Origin of the sequence: Paenibacillus polysaccharolyticus (assembly GCF_023714295.1) — a bacterium.
Classification (GTDB): domain Bacteria; phylum Bacillota; class Bacilli; order Paenibacillales; family Paenibacillaceae; genus Paenibacillus; species Paenibacillus polysaccharolyticus_A.
The window spans coordinates 1-255 of record NZ_JAMAUN010000076.1 but is presented as its reverse complement, the minus strand read 5'-3'; the positions used below and the strand labels follow the sequence as shown (position 1 = coordinate 255).

Below are 255 nucleotides of genomic sequence, written 5' to 3'. Positions count from 1 at the left end.
GCCCGCACGGTGAAGGAGGTCGGCAGGGTCGGCACACCGCCAAAAGCAAGTTGCTGCCCCCAGTTTAGACTGAGACTGAGCCCACTCAGATCATCCGGCTGTTGGACAATCGCGTAGGAAAGCGAGTTTTGGTTAGGATCTTGGAAAAAGTCTGCAATATTCCAAACATTCGGATAGAATCTATTTTTATTCGGATCAAACGTCAGGACAGGGGAACTGACGGTAAGAGGCGCAACATTTTCCCCTTGAATTTCC

The 255-nt window shown here is 50.2% G+C and carries 1 protein-coding gene; it reads right to left on the bottom strand.

Features of this window, described 5'->3' with window-relative positions; genetic code table 11:
- Window positions 1-255, bottom strand: a 255-nt coding sequence (locus M3629_RS28285) for a hypothetical protein (RefSeq protein ID WP_251512206.1), incomplete at both ends; no start/stop codon positions are given.